Origin of the sequence: Pseudactinotalea sp. Z1732 (assembly GCF_049724975.1) — a bacterium.
GTDB lineage: Bacteria > Actinomycetota > Actinomycetes > Actinomycetales > Beutenbergiaceae > CALKWS01.
Genome location: NZ_JBMPQC010000007.1, coordinates 1 through 17,473 on the forward strand (window position 1 = coordinate 1; position 17,473 = coordinate 17,473).

14 protein-coding genes and 2 pseudogenes are annotated in these 17,473 nt (G+C 67.5%); 12 read left to right on the forward strand and 4 right to left on the reverse strand.

Features of this window, described 5'->3' with window-relative positions:
* The first annotated feature begins 51 nt into the window (after positions 1-51).
* A pseudogene (locus tag ACPL7H_RS13180) lies at positions 52-961 on the forward strand (IS5 family transposase).
* Between the two features lie 52 nt (positions 962-1,013).
* Here ACPL7H_RS13180 and thiD read toward each other — a convergent pair.
* Positions 1,014-1,826, reverse strand: coding sequence for a bifunctional hydroxymethylpyrimidine kinase/phosphomethylpyrimidine kinase (gene thiD, locus ACPL7H_RS13185; RefSeq protein WP_424797344.1), 813 nt, complete (start codon positions 1,824-1,826; stop codon positions 1,014-1,016).
* An 85-nt stretch (positions 1,827-1,911) separates the two neighbouring features.
* Positions 1,912-2,358 (reverse strand): hypothetical protein, encoded by a 447-nt coding sequence (locus ACPL7H_RS13190; RefSeq protein WP_424797345.1) that lies wholly within the window; start codon positions 2,356-2,358, stop codon positions 1,912-1,914.
* 102 nt (positions 2,359-2,460) lie between these two features.
* Here ACPL7H_RS13190 and ACPL7H_RS13195 point away from each other — a divergent pair.
* Positions 2,461-2,801: pseudogene (locus tag ACPL7H_RS13195) on the forward strand (DUF4287 domain-containing protein).
* A 164-nt stretch (positions 2,802-2,965) separates the two neighbouring features.
* On the opposite strand, the gene ACPL7H_RS13200 reads toward ACPL7H_RS13195, so the two are convergent.
* Positions 2,966-3,865 carry a helix-turn-helix domain-containing protein gene (locus tag ACPL7H_RS13200; RefSeq protein ID WP_424797346.1) on the reverse strand — a complete coding sequence of 300 codons (900 nt, stop codon included), beginning with the start codon at positions 3,863-3,865 and terminating at the stop codon, positions 2,966-2,968.
* 169 nt (positions 3,866-4,034) lie between these two features.
* Here ACPL7H_RS13200 and ACPL7H_RS13205 point away from each other — a divergent pair, with 169 nt between their 5' ends.
* From ACPL7H_RS13205 to ACPL7H_RS13250, 10 genes are all read left to right on the forward strand, one after another.
* On the forward strand, positions 4,035-6,917 hold the full coding sequence (locus ACPL7H_RS13205; RefSeq protein ID WP_424797347.1) for a sugar-binding domain-containing protein: 2,883 nt from the start codon (positions 4,035-4,037) through the stop codon (positions 6,915-6,917).
* 106 nt (positions 6,918-7,023) lie between these two features.
* Entirely contained in the window at positions 7,024-8,337 is a 1,314-nt protein-coding gene (locus ACPL7H_RS13210) for an ABC transporter substrate-binding protein (protein WP_424787028.1), read from the forward strand.
* Positions 8,337-9,299, forward strand: a complete 963-nt coding sequence (locus tag ACPL7H_RS13215) for a carbohydrate ABC transporter permease (RefSeq protein ID WP_424797348.1) — start codon at positions 8,337-8,339, stop codon at positions 9,297-9,299. The genes ACPL7H_RS13210 and ACPL7H_RS13215 overlap by 1 nt, the downstream gene beginning before the upstream one ends.
* A gap of 111 nt (positions 9,300-9,410) precedes the next feature.
* Positions 9,411-10,196 carry a carbohydrate ABC transporter permease gene (locus ACPL7H_RS13220; protein WP_424797349.1) on the forward strand — a complete coding sequence of 262 codons (786 nt, stop codon included), beginning with the start codon at positions 9,411-9,413 and terminating at the stop codon, positions 10,194-10,196.
* Entirely contained in the window at positions 10,193-12,289 is a 2,097-nt protein-coding gene (locus ACPL7H_RS13225; RefSeq protein ID WP_424797350.1) for an alpha-galactosidase, read from the forward strand. The genes ACPL7H_RS13220 and ACPL7H_RS13225 overlap by 4 nt, the downstream gene beginning before the upstream one ends.
* 34 nt (positions 12,290-12,323) lie before the next feature.
* On the forward strand, positions 12,324-13,052 hold the full coding sequence (locus tag ACPL7H_RS13230) for an SDR family NAD(P)-dependent oxidoreductase (protein WP_424797351.1): 729 nt from the start codon (positions 12,324-12,326) through the stop codon (positions 13,050-13,052).
* A gap of 26 nt (positions 13,053-13,078) precedes the next feature.
* Positions 13,079-13,798 (forward strand): FadR/GntR family transcriptional regulator, encoded by a 720-nt coding sequence (locus ACPL7H_RS13235; RefSeq protein WP_424797352.1) that lies wholly within the window; start codon positions 13,079-13,081, stop codon positions 13,796-13,798.
* Positions 13,795-14,943 (forward strand): galactonate dehydratase, encoded by a 1,149-nt coding sequence (gene dgoD, locus ACPL7H_RS13240; RefSeq protein WP_424797353.1) that lies wholly within the window; start codon positions 13,795-13,797, stop codon positions 14,941-14,943. The genes ACPL7H_RS13235 and dgoD overlap by 4 nt, the downstream gene beginning before the upstream one ends.
* A 19-nt stretch (positions 14,944-14,962) precedes the next feature.
* Positions 14,963-15,925 (forward strand): SMP-30/gluconolactonase/LRE family protein, encoded by a 963-nt coding sequence (locus ACPL7H_RS13245; RefSeq protein ID WP_424797354.1) that lies wholly within the window; start codon positions 14,963-14,965, stop codon positions 15,923-15,925.
* 88 nt (positions 15,926-16,013) lie between these two features.
* Positions 16,014-16,799, forward strand: a complete 786-nt coding sequence (locus tag ACPL7H_RS13250) for a carbohydrate-binding family 9-like protein (protein WP_424797355.1) — start codon at positions 16,014-16,016, stop codon at positions 16,797-16,799.
* A 39-nt stretch (positions 16,800-16,838) separates the two neighbouring features.
* Here the strand turns inward: ACPL7H_RS13250 and ACPL7H_RS13255 are convergent, their stop codons facing one another.
* Positions 16,839-17,390, reverse strand: a complete 552-nt coding sequence (locus ACPL7H_RS13255) for a Uma2 family endonuclease (protein WP_424797356.1) — start codon at positions 17,388-17,390, stop codon at positions 16,839-16,841.
* Between the last annotated feature and the right edge of the window lie 83 nt (positions 17,391-17,473).

Below are 17,473 nucleotides of genomic sequence, written 5' to 3' on the forward strand. Positions count from 1 at the left end.
TAGGGCGTGTCTGCCAAAGATTCGCGGTGTGAGTGAACCATGGTGGGAGTCATGGTTCGTGATGGTGAGATCAGTGATGAATTGTGGGAGATCCTGGCCACGGTGATGCCCCAGGATGCCGGCCGCAGGGGCCGGCCGTGGAACGATCACCGCCTGATGTTGGAAGGGATCATCTGGCGGTTTCGTGCCGGTTCGCCGTGGCGGGATCTGCCGGCATGCTTCGGGCCGTTCCAGTCGGTGTGGCAACGCCACCGGCTCTGGTCGGTCGATGGCACCTATGAGCGGATGCTGGCCGCCGTCGGTGCCCACACCGGGCTGGATGCCGAGCAGGTCGCCCAAGTCTTGTCCATCGATGCCACCAGTGTGCGGGCCCATCAGCACGCCGCTGGCGCCCGCCGGGACTCGGTTGCCGAGGAGGGTGGATCACACACAGGGGGCAGATTCGAACCACAAGAATTCTCGCCTCGTGCCCGGGGAGCCGCCTGATCACGCCCTGGGACGCTCCCGCGGTGGGCTGACCACCAAGATCCACGCCCTGGCCGATGCCAGCTGCACCCCGGTGCTGGCCATGCTCAGCGCCGGACAGGCCGGAGACAACCCGATGCTGGCCCCGCTGATTGAGGCCCTGGGCCAGGCTGGCGGGCAGATGAATGGGCATCTGCTGGCCGACAAGGCCTACTCCCACCCCAGCACCCGGGAGTTTCTGCGAGGCAAACGGATCAAGCACATCATCCCCGAGCGCTCCGACCAGATCACCCGCCGCAAGACCAAGGGCACCAAGGGCGGACGGCCCCCAGGATTCGACGCCGAACTCTACGGCCTGCGCAACACCATCGAGAGAGCCTTCAACCGGCTCAAACAGTGGCGAGCACTGGCCACCAGATACGACAAGTACGCCGTGACCTACCTCGGCGGCGTGCTACTCGGGATGACCATCCTGACCTACCGAGCCAAGCATTAGCAGACACGCCCTAGTGAGCAGCGAACTCACCCGATGCTCACTGGTGTGAGTTTCAGGAGGTGCGAGCGGGTACCCCTGCGCCCTGCCACAACACGTCGAACGGGGTGTGGGCGCTGAGCCGCTCCTTGATGCCGGCGGTGACCAGGTCCTTGGCGGTCTGCACGGCATCGCGCACGTCCGCGCCCTTGGCCAGTTCGGCGGTGATGGCCGCGGCCAGAGTGCAACCCGCACCCGACACCCGCTCCTTGCCCACCTTCGGCGCAGAGAACACGTGGATGTCCGTACCGTCGTAAAGCACGTCGACGGCGTCGTCGCCAGGCAATTCCACCCCGCCCTTGGCTAGGACGTAGTCGGGGCCCAGGGCGTGAATGCGGCGGGCAGCCTCGGCGAGGTCCTCGACCGTCTCGATCGCGTCCATGCCCGCCAGGGTCGTGGACTCGAACACGTTCGGGGTGACCACGGTGGCATGGGGGACGATCTGCTCGCGCAGGGCGTTGTCGGTGTCCAGCGCGGCGCCCGGTTCCTGCCCCTTGCAGATCAGCACCGGGTCCAGCACGACGTGGCTGAATGAGCCCTGCCCCAGCGCCTCGGCGACCACGTCGATGGTGGCCGGAGTGCCCAGCATGCCGATCTTGACCACGTCCAGGTCATGAGCGGCGGTTGCGGCCTCGATCTGGTCAGCGATCACCTGCGGCTCGATCGGGACGAATCGGTGCGCCCAGTCGTTACCGGGGTCGAAGGACACGATGCAGGTGATCGCCCCGGTGCCATAGACCCCTAACTGTTGGAAGGTCTTCAGATCTGCCTGAATCCCGGCGCCACCTGTGGCTTCCGAGCCGGCGATCACGAACGCGTGGTGCGTCATGTGCTTCTCCGATCCGTTTCGAGGAGGCTGCTGCCCCGACCATCCTCACATCAGCGTAACGCGACCGCGGCGTCCGCATTCCGCCTCAGGCAGCACCCGCCGGACTGGTGTGAGGTGCCGCCCCGTCCCTGGCTGCGCCGGCCGCTGACCTCCGACGGGAGATCGCGGCGGCGACGAGGCCGGCGGACAAGATCGCGACCATGGCGCCGTCCCATGCGGCCGCTGTGGTCGCGCCGGGTACGTCCGGGCCCAGCACCAGCCCTGCGATCCTCAGGGCGATCTTGTTGCCCAGCACGATGGCCCACAGGGCGATCGACAGGAGCGGTCGTACGACCAGCAGCGCGAACAGTGCGGCAAATGTGGCGAAGCCCAATGTTCGCCACACCTCGACCATCAGCACGTCCGGTGCTGCTGCGGGCAACTCCAGGGCCGCAGTCACGGCGGCCGCGGTTGCAAGAAGTGCAGCGAGGGCCGCTGCCCACCGAGCCACGGTGCTTGCACCGCGTTCCCCCGCTCCGTTGCTTGTGTTCATGTGCTGAACCTTCCTCCATCGTCTGATCTCCCGGTGCGGGACGCCGGTACCGTTCCAGCCGCAGCGATGGATGTCAGGTCTTTTTCTTGCACCGCCGCAACGGTGGGCTGGCTAGGGCCGGTAGGCGCGAAGAAACGCCTTGCTGCCCGCTGTGATGGTCTCCAGGCATACCTCGACACCATCGAGGACAAGACCGGACTGACCCCCGCCAGATCCTCGAAATCGCCGCCACCCGTGGCTACGACGCCCCCGATGTGAAGGCCGGCGTCATCCTCGGATGGCTCAATGACGACTACGGGCTTGGGCGCGGCCACGGTATGGCCCTGGTCCATGTCATCAAGAAGGGCCCGAAGATCGACGCCGAGCACGTCGGCACAACCGGGTCCCACCGAGACGAGTCCGACACGCTCTGGCTCGACGGCAAAGCGACCAAGCCGCAATGATCGATTCCGCAACACTGGCGCGGTGGACCTGCACATGCTCTGCATCCACGCCTCGGGAAGCATCATCCAAGAGTTCGTCACACCACCCCCCGCGCCTCGATAACAACCCGCTTCGCGGTTGCGGTCTGATCCGCCCACCGCGCAATGCCGCGCGGCACGCCGGACTAGTCCTCGGCCATCCCTGCGGCGACCGTCGTGCCCTTCTGCTCGCGGAAGTTCGTGGGGCTGCGTCCATGAACAAGGCGGAACTGGCGCGAGAAGTACAGCGGATCGTCGTAGCCGACGGACCGTCCGATCACGCCGACGGGCAGCCCGGTCGTCACCAGCAACTCACAGGCCCGTGCCATTCGTAGGCGCCTGACGTAAGCCCCGACACTCTGCCCCGTCGCCTCCCGGAACAGGGCGGAGAAGTGGGAACGCGAGAACCCGGCCATCGACGCCAGTTCAGCGACGGCCACCGGTTGGTCGAAATGGACCCGCAGATGGGACAGCACGTCGATGACGGGCTGCTGACGCCTGGGCGGCCCTTCCGCCGCATCTGCGGCCAACTGGGAGAGCACGTCCCACGCGGCACCGCTCGCCCGCATCAGGGTGGGAAGCCTGTCGTCGACCTCCAGTGTCTCCATCAGTGATCGCATGAGTGCCTGCACTTTCAAGGGGTCGTGCAGGTCGACCACCTGACCTCGCCCACCTCGATCGGGAAGGGCTGCCTCGAACGCACGCACATGGGGTCCGGAGGCGTGCATCCATGCGATCGTCCAGGGGTCCCTCCTTGCGGCGCCGTACCTGTGGGCCAGGTTCGACGGGATGACGAGGGCCTGTCCGGCCGTGATGGTTCGGCGTCCGTAGGTGTCGGCGTACCAGCCTCGACCAGCCAAGCAGACGATCACCACGATGGCGTCGGTGCCCCATCGCCGCGAACGCCCGTGGTTGTTCGCGCGGGGGTACCACCCGCAGTCGGTGACCAGGAGATCTCTCGTCACCGGCGCTGTCGCTGCGTCTCGCGCGACGGCGGGTGGCAGGATCCGGACGCGCTCCCCCGGGAAGCCTGCTTCGAGGCTCATGGGGCCAAGGGTAGCCGTTTCAGCGGATCATCCATGTAGGTGCGTTCAGGCGTCCCTTCACCCGCGCTCTTCAGCCGTCCTACGTTTGGCGTGACCGTTGTTGGATCCATGTCGGGCGAATCGGCCCGATCTTGCAGTGTGGGGACGAACCCCGGGAGGATCACCGAGAATGACCAGTACTACGCGCAACCTCGACAGTGGTGTCCGCGAACTCGACATCGCCGGTACCTGGCAGTGCCGGCTGGACCCTGATTCGGTCGGTGAACTGGACCAGTGGTTCCGAGCGCCGCTGCCGCAGGACGGTCCCGAGGTCGCGTTGCCCGGCTCCTTGCAGCACCAGGGCATCGGTGCGGACATCACCCTGGACACACCCTGGACCGGAGGGATCGTCGACCGGTCCTTCTTCACCGACGAGCGGTACGCGCCGTACCGGGAGCCGGGAGACATCAGTGTGCCCTTCTGGCTGCAGCCCCAGGTGTACTACCAGGGAGCGGCCTGGTTCCAACGCGAGATCGACATCCCCGAGGGTTGGGCCGACCGGCGCGTGCTGCTCACGCTCGAGCGCGTGCACTGGGAGTCGACCGTCTGGATCGATGAGCGCCGCGTCGGGATCGAGGCGAGCCTGAGCACCGCCCACCGCCACGACCTGGGGCGCCTCGAACCCGGCCGGCACCGCTTGACCATCCGCGTCGACAACCGCGCAGTGGTCAATGTCGGCCCGAACGCGCACAGCGTCTCCGACCACACCCAGGGCAACTGGAACGGGATCATCGGGGAGATCAGCCTCAGCGCCCAGGACGACGTCCAGATCAATCAGGTGCGGGTCTTCCCGGACGTGCGCCGGCGATCCGCCCTGGTGAAGGTGGACATTCGCACCGGCACCGCCGTCGCCAAGCACGGGCGGATCGAGTTGTCGGCCAAGCGCCGGAACGGAGCCGGTGAGCACGTGATCGGCCCGGTGACCGCACCGTTCGAGGTCGATCACGGCCGCGACCTGGCCGAGCGTGGGTTGACCGCTGGTGGCACCCACCTCGATATCGAGCTTCCCCTCGACGAGGAGGCGATGACCTGGGACGAGTTCCAGCCGGCACTGTACGACCTCACGGTGCACCTGGTGGCCGAGGCCTCCGGGCGGGTGCACCACGACGAGGCCACCACCGTCTTCGGGCTGCGCGAGGTCGGCGCGGAGGGCACGCAGGTGACGATCAACGACAAGCGAACGTTCATCCGGGGCACGTTGGAATCCTGCGTCTTTCCTCTCACCGGCTACCCCCCGACCGACGTCGGCTCCTGGGGCCGCATCATGGAGGTACTGCGCAGCCACGGCCTCAACCTGCTCCGATTCCACTCCTGGTGCCCGCCGAAGGCTGCCTTCACGGCGGCCGATGAGGCCGGTGTCTACCTGCAGGTCGAGGCACCGGTGTGGGCGAACCAAGGCGCCGCACTCGGTGAGGGCCGGGATGTGGATGCCTTCCTCATCGACGAGACCCATCGGATCCTGCGCGAGTACGGCAACCACCCGTCCTTCATCATGATGGCTCACGGGAACGAACCCGGCGGCCGGGACGTCGAGTTCCTGACCGCATGGGTGAACGCCTGGCGGACCCAGGACCCGCGGCGGCTGTACACCACGGGAGCCGGATGGCCGGCCGTGCAGGAGAACGACTTCGACAACATCCCAGCCCCCCGCGCCCACCGCTGGGGCGAGGGCCTGGAGTCCCGGCTGAATGCGACGGCGCCGGAGACGCAGTCCGACTACCGCGAGTGGGTCGCCGCTTCGCCCCGCCCCATCATCAGCCACGAGATCGGCCAGTGGTGCGCCCACCCGGACCTGAACGAGGTCTCGAAGTACACCGGTCTGATGCAACCGCGGAACTTCGGCATCTTCGCCGACTTCCTCCAGGCTTCGGGGATGCTCGACCAGGCCGACGACTTCCTGCACAGTTCCGGCCGCCTGCAGGCTCTGTGTTACAAGGAGGACATCGAAGCAGCGCTGCGCACCGAGGGATTCGCAGGGTTCCACCTGCTCGGCCTGACCGACTTCCCGGGGCAGGGCACGGCCCTGGTCGGTGTGCTGAACGCGTTCTGGGAGTCCAAGGGATACTGCACGCCGGAGGAGTTCGCGAGGTTCAGCGGCCCCACGGTGCCACTGGCCAGGCTTCCGCGCCGGGTCTGGCGAAGCGATGAGGCGATCGTCTTCGACGCCCAGATCGCCCACTTCGGCCCCGAGCCGTTGCACGCGGGCCTCACCTGGAGCCTGCGAGACCGTACTGGACAGGAACTGGCCGGCGGGTCGATCGCCCAGGACCTGCGCGTGCCCCTGGGCAACGGCACCCACAGCGGCCCGGTCGCCCTGCCCAGCGGCGTGTGCACCGGGCCCGCGCAGGTGACACTGGTGCTCACCCTGGAGGGCGCGGACGGCGCCCGGTATGAGAACGACTGGGACCTGTGGATCTTCGCGGAGGACGGCGAGCCGGCTCAGGAGTCCGCAGTGCGCACCAGCACGCGTATCGAGGAAGCGATCGAACTCGCCACCGGGGGTGAGCGAGTCCTGCTCGAACTGCAGCCGGAGGACGTGCACAACGACATCGCCCTGGGGTTCGCCCCGGTGTTCTGGAACACCGCATGGACCGGCGGACAGGCCCCGCACACGCTCGGGCTGCTGCATGATCCGGACCACCGGTTGTTCGACGCCTTCCCGACCGACGGTGCGACCAACTGGCAGTGGTGGGACCTGCTCCACGGGGCGAAGGCGATCGTGATGGATCACCTCCCGCTGTCCCTGCGGCCCACTGTGCAGGTCATCGACACATGGTTCGAGGCGCGGCGGCTGGGCGTGCTGTTCGAAGTGAACATCGGTGCCGGCCGCCTGGTCGTGACCTCGTTGAACCTGGACCCGAGCGAGGGCAGGCTGGCGGCCCGGCAGTTCCGGCGCAGCCTGCTGGCGTATATGGCCAGCGACGACTTCGCCCCCGCCTCCAGCATCGACGCGCAGACGCTTGCCAACGCGCTCCAAGCTGCTCCGCCGCAGTCAGATCGTCGAGCAGATTAAAACCTATAATAGGTTGACATTCACTGTGGCCGGGGAGCAGACTCGTGTGAGCATGACGCGGGCGGCGCCCCGGCCCCCGCTGACGATGACGTCATAAGGAGGAGTGATGAGTCACTCGCGAACACAGATCTCGCGCCGGAACCTGCTGCTCGGTGGTGGTGCGCTGGGCCTCGGCGGCATGCTCGCCGGTTGCGTGGGCGGTGGTGGTAGCGCCCCGAACGGTGGCGGCGACGGGCAGGGTGACGAGGACGGCGGAGGCGGATCCATCGTCTTCCAGAACTCGCAGCAGAACCCCGGACCCCTGGAGGCGCTGGAGCACCTGGTCGAGGAGTACGACGACGGCGACGTCACCATGAACTCGGTCGCGACCGAGCAGTTCCGTGCCCAGTTGACCAACTACCTGCGATCGAACGATCCGCCGGATGTGCTGAGTTGGTATGCGGGTTCGGTGGCCCGGAACTATGCGCGCGAGGGGCTTCTACTCGACGTCTCCCCGCTCTGGGAGGGTGACGGCGCGTGTGCGAACTTCTCCGACGCGCTCCGTAGCCTGTCCAGCGACGACGAAGGGCGACAGATCTTCGTCCCCACGCACTACTACTGGTGGTCGGTGTTCTACAAGAAGTCCGCGTTCGAGGAATGGGGGGTGGAGCCACCGACCACATGGGATGAGTTCCACGCCCTGTGCGAGAACCTCAGCGGCCAGGACGTCATCCCGCTGACCAACGGGATCGGGCCGACGCCGTGGATGGCGTCGGGATGGTTCGACTACCTCAACCTGCGGATCAACGGTCCGGAGTACCACCGAGAACTGCTTGCCGGGGAACGGGCTTTCAATGACCCGGAGGTCTTCGACGTGATGGCCGAGTACGAACGGCTCATTCCCTATTTCCACCCGAACATGGCCTCCTATGACGAGCAGGAAGCCGTGACACCGATGGTGCAGAACGAGGCTGCCATGTACCTGGTCGGGGCGTTCGTCACCCAGTTCTTCCCCGAGGATCAGCACGATGATGTCGACTTCTTCTCCGTGCCGATGATCAACGACGGGGTACCGACAGCCGAGGAAGCCCCCACCGACGGGTTCTTCGCTGCCTCCGGGAGCAACAACCCGGAGGGAGCGTTGGCTTTCCTCGACTACATGGCCTCGAGGGAGAGTCAAGAGGCCTTCATCGAGATCTCCGGCACCTCGAACCTGCCCACCTCACCCGATGTGGACACCTCCGGCTTCAGTCCCATTGTGCAGAAGGGGATTGAACTGCTGGAGAACACCGAGGAGATCACCCAGTTCTTCAACCGGGACGGGTCCGACGCCTTGCAGGCAACCGCCGACGCCGCGCTCACCCGTTTCCTGGACGATCCGGACTCGGTGGCGGAGATCCTCGACGAATGGCAGCAGGCTGCCGAAGCCACATTCGACTGATGAGAGGCCAGCGGGCAACCCAGACGTTGCCTCACCGATCGAGCACGCCGTCGAACGGAGGCGAGCAGCGGGGCGCTCGAGCACGGGCCTGGGAGCGGCTCCGGCGGGTACCGCCGCTGGTGTGGATCTTCCTGCTGCTGCCCGTGGCTTTCGAGATCTTCTGGGTCTTCTGGCCGGCGCTGAACTCGCTGTCGCTGTCGCTGACGCGGTGGAACGGGATCACACCCGCTGAGCCGGTTGGTCTGCAGAACTTCGCCGACCTGTGGGCCGATCCAATCTTCCGGACCGCGCTGAGCAACAACGTCGTCTGGCTCCTCGGGTTCGGCACGCTCTCGGTGGCCATCGGGCTGTCCCTCGCCGTTGCCCTGAACAAGCCCGGGCCGATGGTGGGGGCGTACCGTAGCGCGATCTTCCTGCCGATGGTGGTCTCTCTGGTCGTGACCGGCCTGGTCTGGCGGGTCATGTACGCCCCCGATGGTCCGATCAACGGTGCGCTGGGCTTGATCGGACTTGAATCACTCCAACGCCAGTGGCTCGCCCATCCCGACCTGGCGCTATACGCCGTGCTGATCGCGGCGGTGTGGCGCCAGGTCGGCTACATCATGGTGCTCTATCTTGCCGGCCTGAAAGCCTGCGATGAGACGCTGGAGGAAGCCGCAGCAGTCGACGGCGCGAACGCGTGGAAACGCTTCTGGCGCATCGTGATGCCCCAACTCAAGGGGGTGCACACCGTCGTCTTCGCGGTGACGGTCATCGACGCGTTACGCACCTTCGACATCGTCTGGGCGATGACCCGGGGCGGGCCCTATAACCAGACCCAGCTGCTCAGCACCTACATGTTCCAGCAGGCCTTCACCGCGGGGAACCTGGGATACGCCTCGGCGATCTCCGTGGTGATCTTCGCCCTGGCCATTGGATTCATCATCGTCTACCTGGCCCGGCAGGCCAGGAATGAAGACTGAGAGCGGAGGCCCTTCGACATGACTGCTCCAGCATCGGCACCACCGTCGATGGTCCCCACCCGATCACGGCGCCGCTCGCGCACATCCCGTTCCCCTTGGCTGCACGTCGCGATGGTGCCCATCTCGTTGTTGTGGCTCAGCCCGATCATCTTCGTCGTCTTCGTCTCCCTGCGTTCGTTCGACGACATCATGAGCCGCGGAATCGGCGCCCTTCCGACCTCGGTGTCATTCGAGGGGTACGTGACCGCGTTCGGGGGTGGCGGACTGTGGCGAGCCCTGGGCAACAGCCTGATCGTGACCGCAGCCGGTGTCGTGCTCTCCCTGGCACTGTCCTCGATCGCCGCCTATGCGCTGAGCCGCTTCGCGATCCCGTTCCGCAAGGTCATCCTGCTGACGATGCTGGCTGGGAACCTGCTCCCGCCTCAGATCCTGCTCGTCCCCATCTCGGCCATCACCGGCGCGCTCGGGATCTACGACACGCTCCTGGCGTTGACGGTGGTCCAGGTCGGGTTCGGCATCGGCTTCTACACCTTCGTCCTGTACGGGTTCATGCGGAACCTGCCCGATGAGGTCTTCGATGCAGCGCGGATCGATGGCGCGGGTGCCGGACGGATCTTCGTCAGCATCGTGCTTCCCCTGTCCCGCCCCTCCCTGGCCGCGCTCGGGGTGCTGGCCACGACCTGGATCTTCAACGACCTGATCTGGGCGATGACGGTGCTGCGTAGTGAAGCGAAGTTCCCGATCACCGCGCAACTGCTCAACCTGATGGGTGGCTTCGGCAGCCAGTGGAACGTCGTCGCGGCCGGCGCGCTGGTCGCGGCCGTGCCCACCGCGATCGTCTTCTTCATCTTCCAGAAACAGTTCGTCTCCGGGCTGCTCGTGGGAAGTGACAAGTGAACGCATCCGACCAGCACGGTGACCGCGCCGGGGACGCCGACCGGACCTGGCGCCTGCCCACCGAATCGGGGGAGTACGTGGTCGGCCTGACGCCCGATGGTGCGGGCCTGATGCTGCGTCACTGGGGTGAACCCAGGCAGGACGTTCCCCCGGCCGCACTGCCACGCAGAACGACGTCCTTCGAGAGCGAACGCGACCTGCTGCCCCTCGAAACCACCGCGCTGGGCACCCGCTCGGTGCACTCGGCAGAGATCATCGCCCGCCGCACCGATGGCCTGCGGGGGGCGCGGCTGCACCTGCGCAGCGACGTCGTCGTCCATCACGGGGACACCACCCATCTGACCTGCCCCCTGGTGGATGAGAACGCAGGCCTCGAAGTGGACCTGCACATCCGCACCTCCACCGCCCATGACGTGGTGGAGAAGTGGGCCACCATCGGCAACACCAGCCCCGTCGCCACCGAACTGCTGCGCGCCTGGGGCGGTGCGTTCGAGGTCAACGCCACCGGCGCCACGGTCGAGGTCCTGCACGGGCACTGGTCCCGGGAGTTCACCCCGGCCAAGGTCGGCCTCGGCGCGGGCGCGCTCAGCATCGGCAGCCGGCAAGGGATCACCTCCCACACCTACGCACCGGTGCTGACGGTGCGCTCGGAGCAGGATCCGGAGTTGGCCCACTCGATCGGGCTGGGCTGGAGCGGTTCGTGGCGGATGAGCGCCGATGCGGTGCCGTTCACCGGGCGGATCCGGGTGGCGGGCGGGCCCGACGACGAAAGCGGGATCCTCACCCTCGGCCCCGGGGAACACCTGACCACGCCGGTGGTGGCGGGCCTGCGCATCCGCGGAGATGCCGACCGCGTCGCCCGGGCATGGCACGACTACCAGCGCACCCTGTCCCGGTCCACCGATCCCTACCACCGGCCGGTGGTGTACAACTCGTGGTACGCCACCACGTTCGACGTGAGTGTGGACCATCAGCTGGCACTGGCGGAGGTAGCGGCGCAGATCGGTGCCGAGGTCTTCGTCCTCGACGACGGGTGGTTCCGCGGGCGCGTCTCCGACCGCAGCGGCCTGGGTGACTGGGACGCCGATCCGGACAAGTTTCCCGACGGCCTGGGCACCTTGGTGCAGGGTGTGCTCGAGCACGGAATGCGGTTCGGGTTGTGGGTCGAACCGGAGGCGGTGAACCCGGACAGCGACCTCTACCGCACCCATCCGGAGTGGGTCCACCACGCCCAGGGGCGGCCGTTGCGCACCCTGCGCAACCAGTACGTGCTGGACCTGGGGCGCCCGGAGGTGGAGGCGTGGGTGATCGACGTGCTGCGCAGTCTGCTCTCGGCTCATGAGATCACCTATCTGAAGTGGGACATGAATCGCTCCATCGAGGACGGCGGCCAGGTCCGAGCGGGTGGGGACGACTGGTCCTGGCTGCACACTCAGGCCTATTACCGGGTCCTGGACGTGATCCGCGCGGAGTTCCCGCACGTCACGGTGGAGGCGTGTGCCGGAGGTGGGGGTCGGATCGACCTGGAGGTCCTGGCGCGCACCGACGTGGTGTGGCCGAGTGACGAAACCGGACCGCGGGACCGGCTGGCGATCCAGCACGGATTCCTCAGCGCCTTTCCCAGTTGGACGATGAGTTCGTGGGTCACCGACGAACCGGACCTGATCGACACCGATCCGGCGAGCCCGGACTTCCGCTTCGTCGTCGCCATGGCCGGGGTGCTCGGGATCGGCTCGGACCTCCTTGCCTGGGATACCGCCGCGCGGGAGCGGGCCCGGGAACTCATCGAGCGGTACCTATCGATACGCCGGATCATCGTCGATGGTGTGGTGCGGCGCCACGGCGACCCCGGCGATGACGTCTACGCCCTGCAGTACACGACCGATGACGCCGTCGTGGTGCTGGCGTGGAAACGTCCAGGTGGCCGCGCAGAATCACGTATCCCCCTGGGCGGACTCACGCCTGCCGAGAGGTTCGCCTGCGAGGATGGGGACGACGACGTGCTCAGCGGTGCGGAACTGGCCTCGGCGGGCGTGCCGGTGCGGTGGAGGTACGGCGACTGTGACGTCATCGTGCTGCGCAAGGTCGCGTAGAGCAGGGGAAATGCGGATCAGAAGGGAACAGAGGATGGCTGTAGCAGTCGTGACCGGCGCAGCGCGCGGGATCGGTCAGGCGACGGCACAGAACCTGATCGGCGCCGGGTGGCAGGTGGCCCTGACCGACGTCGACCCACAGGTCACCGAGCGTGCCGCTGAACTGGGTGGGCGGGCTCACGGGATCGTCGCCGACGTGGCCTCGGCCGAGGATTGGCAGCGGGTGGTGACCGAGGCCAACGATCGCCTCGGCCCGGTGGACGGGCTCGTGCTCAACGCCCTGGCCACCGACGCGCATCCGCTGCACGAGATGACTCCCGAGGCCTGGCAGCGCCAACTCGACGTCAATCTGACCGGGGCCTTCCACGGCTTGCGCGCGTGCCTGCCCGATCTGGTCAGAGAAGGTGAGGGACGCGCGGTGATCGTGTCATCGGTGCACGCCAACTTCGGGCTGCTCGACGTGCCCGGCTACGCCGCGACGAAAGCAGGTCAGACCGGACTGGTCCGTCAGGTCGCGGCGCAGTACGGCCCGCGCCTGCGGATCAACTGCGTCACCCCAGGGCCGATCCGCACCGCGCTGTGGGACGGGGTCTCCGAGGCGGACCGGCAGCGCAGTGGGCGGCAGACGGCGCTGGCCCGGATGGGTGAGCCGGAGGAGGTGGCTGAGGTGATTGCCTTCCTCCTCAGCGACCGGTCCTCCTACATCACCGGAGCGACCATCCCCGTCGACGGCGGGTGGAGCATCACCAAGGACTCCGCCTGAGGGCGAGCGACGACTACGGAGGATGAGTGAGTAGCCGATACAAGGGCCGCGGAGTGCACGGGCAGACGGTGGAACTGCTCGGCACGCGCATCGTCAACGGGACGTTCGCCCCCGGGGAGGTACTGGACCTGGCCGCCGTGGGCAATGAACTGGGACTGTCCCTGACGTCACTGCGAGAGGCCATCAAGGTACTGATGGCCAAGGGGCTGCTGGATGCCAGGCAGAAGAAGGGCACCTTCGTGCGCCCCCGTTCGGAGTGGAACGCCTTGGACAGCGATGTGTTGCGCTGGCGGCAGGTCAACGGTGATTCCCGAGCGCTCTTCCGCGACCTGGCCGAGGTGCGCTCGGCGATCGAACCACGGGCCGCAGCCCTCGCCGCGCAACGCCGCACCGAGGAGGACCTGACGGCGCTGCACGGCGCCCTGGAGGGAATGAGGCGCGCCCGGGGAGGTACCTCGGAGGAGGCCGCCCGGGCGGACCTCGTCTTCCACCAGGTGCTGTTGCGGGCCACCGGCAACGAGTTGTTCGCTCAGATGGCCGTTTTCGTTGAACCTGCACTGCTGGCCCGGGACCACCTGGTGCACAACCACTCCCCGAGCGACCCGGTGCCCGCGCACCAGCGGGTGGTCGAGGCGATCGTGGCGCAGAACCCGGAGCAAGCCGCGATAGCCGCCGAGGCACTGGTGGATCAGAGCATCGAGGACGTCGAACGCGTGATGAGTGCCGAACGGCAGGAGACGACATGAAGATCACGCGGATCGAGACCTTCGCCGTACCGCCGCGATGGCTGTTCTGTCGCGTGGAAACGGACGACGGCCTGGTCGGGTGGGGTGAACCGGTGGTCGAGGGGCGCACTGAGGCGGTGCGCGGCGCGGTCGAGGCGCTGTCCGAACTGCTGATCGGTGCGGACCCGCGGCAGATCGAGCGTCACTGGCAGCGGATGACCAAGGGAGGCTTCTACCGTGGCGGCCCGGTGCTCTCCAGCGCGGTCGCGGGCCTGGACCAGGCGCTGTGGGACATCCTCGGCAAGTCGCTCGGTGTGCCGGTGCACGTGCTGCTCGGCGGGGCTGTGCGAGATCGGGTGCGGGTGTACGGGTGGATCGGCGGAGACGACCCGGCGCAGGTGGCCGATGCCGCGGTGGCCCAGCTGGAGGCGGGGCTCACGGCGGTGAAGATGAACGCCACCGGACGGTGGGACCCGTTCGCACCGGCGTCCAGCGTCGATGCCGCAGTGGCCCGCGCCGAAACGGTGCGGGCGGCCACCGGCAAGGACTTCGGTCTCGGACTGGATTTCCACGGCCGGGTGGGCCCCGCCGATGCCAGGCGGCTGCTGCGGGCCCTCGAGCCCGTGGCGCCCTTGTTCGTCGAGGAACCGGTGCTGCCCGAGTTCGGCTCGCAGCTGCAGGCCCTGGTGGCCGGCACCACGATCCCGCTGGCGATCGGGGAGCGACTGTACGACCGGCTGAGTTTCCAGGCCCCGCTCGAGGCGGGCGTCGCCGTCGTCCAACCGGACCTGTCCCATGCCGGGGGTATCTCGGAGTCCCGCCGCATCGCTGCCCTGGCCGAGATGTACGGAGCACTGCTCGCGCCGCACTGCCCGCTGGGACCGATCGCGCTCGCCGCGTGCCTGCAGGTGGACTTCGCGACCCCCAACTTCCTCATCCAGGAACAGTCCATCGGCATGCACTACAACACCGGCGGTACGCAATTGCTGGACTACGTCGTGGACACCACACCGTTCGAGTTCCAGGACGGGCACATCGAACGGTGGGACGGCGCGGGACTAGGGGTGCAGGTCGATGAGGACGCCGTCCGTGCCGCCGATGCCCGCGCCCATACGTGGCGCAATCCGGTCTGGGAGCACCCCGACGGGTCATTCGCCGAGTGGTGAGATGAAGGAGCAGGAACCGATGAACAGCAAGGGTGGCACCGGCTCGGAAGGGTCGGTCATCACCGGGGCGTGGCGGCCGGTGGATGAGCGCCGGTTCGAACTGGGGGAGGGCGCCCGGTTCCTCGGTTCGGTCTCCTTCGGTGATGCCGAGGGCGAGGATGCCGGCGGGAGCGAGCGAGCGTTCTTCGTGTGCGTGGACCTCCTTCGCGGACAACTGTGGAGTACCACGGGCGAACCCGACGGCGGGCTGACCCCGCGCGCCGAGCTCGCCCGCCCCCTGGGTGCCGTGGCGCAGGTGAAGGGTGATGAGCCGGCCTGGGTGGGGGCGGTCGGAGAAGGGTTCGCGCGGCTACGCAGCGACGGCGGGCGCCTGGCCGTGACCGAGGTGTTGGCTACCCCGGCCGCCGGACGTGGCGTGGCGCTGCGGATGAACGATGCGGTGGCCGACCCTCATGGCCGTTTCTGGGCCGGTGCGATGGCCTACGACGGCGCGCACGGGCAGGGTTTCCTGGCCCGCATGGATCCCGACGGCGGCGTGCACCTGGTGCTGGAGGGCATCTCGATCCCGAACGGGCCGGCGTTCAGCCCCGATGGTGCCGTGATGTACCTCGCCGATACCCCCACCGGGTGGATCCGCCGGCACCGGGTAGATACGGCGACCGGTGGACTCGGCGCGGCTCAGGACTTCGCCCATGTCGGTGAGGGTGGCCCGGATGGCATGACCGTTGATGCCCAGGGGTGCCTCTGGTCGGCGATCTGGGGCGCCTCCTGCCTGCACCGCTACTCACCGGAGGGGACATTGTTGGAGCGCATCCCGGTTCCGGTGCGCCAGCCGACCAGTGTGGCGCTGAGCGTCGAACCGCCCTACCGGGTGATCGTGACCTCGGCAACGATCGGGCTCGATGAGACAGGCGAGCACGACGGCCGTGTCATCACCGCTCCGTCGACGGTGGCGGGCATCCCTGCGGCGGCGTTCGGCTGAGCGCCCCGCGGGTCAGGGACGTCACTCATTCACACCCAGTTTTCGAGCACCCGGCGGGGTCGCCGGTAGGAGGTTGACCGTGTCGTACGTGGCACAACACTTGACCGATGCGCAGGCGGTAGATGTCGGAGTCCGGTCGGAGTTCTGGGACCTGACGGAGAAGTCCCCGCGCTTCGTGAACATCGTCAACGGCAAGCCGGCGACCCTTGGCACCCATGCAGCCGTCGTCTGGAGCCGCAGCCACCTGTATGTGAGGTACTGGGTGCAGGAGCCCTTCCTGAACGCGACCCTCGAGCAGCGCGATTCGTTGCTGTTCAACGAGAACAACGTCGAGTTGTTCATCGACGGCGGCGATGTCTACTACGAACTGGAGGTCAATGCCCGCAACGTGGTCTACGAGGCGCTGTTCCTCTGGCAGGACGCCATGACGGGCTCCACGAGCGAACTGGTTCGTGACCTTGACCCGATCAAGCGGGGCGCGATCACGTTCGGGGGCAACCATGACCGGAACGCGGAGACGTTCTGGACCGGAACGCACCCGCGCGGCCTGCGGTGGGCCTTCACCGATTGGGACATGCCCGGCCTGCAGACCCAGGTGGCACTGGACGGAACGCTGAACGATGACTCCGATGTGGATGTGGGGTGGGAGGCGCTGATCAGCATCCCGTGGGAGTCGCTGCACGGGTTCGCCGGGGAACGGTCCCTCCCACCGCGTGAGGGTGAGGTCTGGATGTTCCAGTTCGCCCGTTACGAGCGCCTGGCCGAACTCGGCCAGAACGTGGGCTGGGCGTGGACGCCGGTGGGCAGCGACGACAACCACCGCCCGGAGAAGTTCACACCGATCGAATTCTCCGGAGCGACCCTGGCGCAGTGAGGACGCCGAGCACCGGCCCCAGCGCCTGAGCCCGACCGCCTATGGCGCGGGTCGGACCAAGTCGGCCGGGACCACCCCTATGCGGAAGGGGACCTCAAGCTCCGCGCGTTCGGTGCCGCTGACGTGCGCGGTGGTGCTGTACGAAGCGTCGGTCAGGTCCAGCGCAAGCACGGAGGGTTCGGCCGGGTCGATGATCCAGTAGGACCGGACGCCGGCGTCCTCGTACTTGGAGCGCTTGAGCACCTGATCCTTGCGACGGGTGGCGGGGGAGAGGACCTCCACGGCGAGGGCCAACGGAGCGCTCACGTGATGCTCCCCGACATCCTCGTTGCGGACTATGAGCAGGTCGGGTTGCAGCGAGGTGCGCGGATCCGGGCGCCAGTCCAGTGGGGCGGGGAAGATCTCGTACCCCGGTGGGCACGCCGCGTGCAGGAGCAGGAGTAGGCGGGTGATCACGCGTTGGTGCAGCGGCGCCGGGGCCGGGCTCACGAGCAGCAGCCCGTCGAGCAGTTCGTACTGCAAGCCGTCGTCGGGCAGCAGGTCGAGATCATCGACCGTCCACTCCTCGCCCGTGCGCGGCATCAGCGTCATGCCAGTCATGATGCTCCCTTTCGCTGGATCTGTCAGCACTGCGCATGGCCCAAGGATGGCGCTCCGGGTGGCGTTGCCGCCGA

Coding starts and splice junctions, on each gene's coding strand:
- dgoD (WP_424797353.1), top strand. CDS start 13,795: ATGAAGATCACGCGGATCGAGACCTTCGCCGTACCGCCGCGATGGCTG.
- ACPL7H_RS13255 (WP_424797356.1), bottom strand. CDS start 17,390: ATGACGCTGATGCCGCGCACGGGCGAGGAGTGGACGGTCGATGATCTC.
- ACPL7H_RS13210 (WP_424787028.1), top strand. CDS start 7,024: ATGAGTCACTCGCGAACACAGATCTCGCGCCGGAACCTGCTGCTCGGT.
- ACPL7H_RS13190 (WP_424797345.1), bottom strand. CDS start 2,358: ATGAACACAAGCAACGGAGCGGGGGAACGCGGTGCAAGCACCGTGGCT.
- ACPL7H_RS13200 (WP_424797346.1), bottom strand. CDS start 3,865: ATGAGCCTCGAAGCAGGCTTCCCGGGGGAGCGCGTCCGGATCCTGCCA.
- ACPL7H_RS13220 (WP_424797349.1), top strand. CDS start 9,411: ATGGTGCCCATCTCGTTGTTGTGGCTCAGCCCGATCATCTTCGTCGTC.
- ACPL7H_RS13230 (WP_424797351.1), top strand. CDS start 12,324: ATGGCTGTAGCAGTCGTGACCGGCGCAGCGCGCGGGATCGGTCAGGCG.
- thiD (WP_424797344.1), bottom strand. CDS start 1,826: ATGACGCACCACGCGTTCGTGATCGCCGGCTCGGAAGCCACAGGTGGC.
- ACPL7H_RS13245 (WP_424797354.1), top strand. CDS start 14,963: ATGAACAGCAAGGGTGGCACCGGCTCGGAAGGGTCGGTCATCACCGGG.
- ACPL7H_RS13205 (WP_424797347.1), top strand. CDS start 4,035: ATGACCAGTACTACGCGCAACCTCGACAGTGGTGTCCGCGAACTCGAC.
- ACPL7H_RS13215 (WP_424797348.1), top strand. CDS start 8,337: ATGAGAGGCCAGCGGGCAACCCAGACGTTGCCTCACCGATCGAGCACG.